This is a genomic window from Youngiibacter fragilis 232.1, assembly GCF_000495435.3.
Lineage (GTDB): Bacteria > Bacillota > Clostridia > Clostridiales > Clostridiaceae > Youngiibacter > Youngiibacter fragilis.
In genome coordinates this window covers 1-892 of record NZ_AXUN02000148.1, presented here as the reverse complement: position 1 = coordinate 892, position 892 = coordinate 1, and the positions used below count along the sequence as shown (strand labels likewise).

The window sequence follows — 892 nt, the reverse complement described above, 5'->3', positions numbered from 1 at the left end:
AGGGTTTAGGTGATGTGTCAGCTGCAGGGATAATCGCTGAAATAGGCGATATTAAGCGTTTTAAGAACGAAGCCTCTCTTGCTCAGTATGCTGGCCTCACCTGGACCCGGTATCAGTCGGGCGATTTTGACGCTGAAGAGCGTCGTTTGACAAGGAACGGGAATAAATACCTCCGCTATTACTTGGTAGTGGCCGCAAACTCGTTGCGGGTGCACAACGAGGAATACAAGGCCTATTACCAGACCAAGTATCAGGAGGTGCAAAAAAGAGGAAAATTTTTTAAAAATGTAAGGGGCCACAAATTGCTTCCGTTTAATTAGTTGAAGGAGATGGTGGGAGTCCCAGGAGATGTTTTGAGCTCCCACCATTTTTAGTATAAAGGTGTTTACTTTGTCCAAGAGTATAGGGGGTATGGAAGTAGCGGCTTTAGAACTGACTAGTGAGAGTTCAAATATTTTTCCTTTGGAGTTTTCCCGTTCATATCTCTGCCTCCTTGAGATCGTTTTTGATTGTAATATTTTACCCAGCTTGCGGCAGAAGTCATAAAGACCTTTCGGGATGTTATGTGAGGTAGTGCAGGTATGTAGAATTCCTCATCATCGGTGCGATGACTTCGTTCCACAAAACCTTGGGCTTCTTTTTCTCCTTTTGGTATGGAGAGGAGAGTAACGCCTAAGGGTTCTAGGAATTTTTCCTGCAATATTTTTCTTTTTCTGCTTTCTTCAGATCCGCCGAATTCGCTCCCGTTGTCAGTTTGGAAGAACATTCTATGTCTGATGCCCAAAGCCCGCATGAGGAAGGCGATGTAAAGTATGAAGGAGAAGCCATTTGCGAAAGAGCATTCATCGGAGAAGCATAAGATTCTCATTCTTGTTTTGATATCGATAGCGGT

General features: G+C 43.9%; 1 protein-coding gene and 1 pseudogene. One reads left to right on the top strand and one right to left on the bottom strand.

The genetic code is table 11. The features are described from left to right. Positions 1-266: pseudogene (locus T472_RS07595) on the top strand (transposase); the annotation flags it as partial. Positions 267-436: 170 nt separating this feature from the next. Here T472_RS07595 and T472_RS07590 read toward each other — a convergent pair. Continuing rightward, positions 437-892, bottom strand: a 456-nt coding sequence (locus T472_RS07590; protein ID WP_040907039.1) for an integrase, incomplete at its 5' end; no start/stop codon positions are given.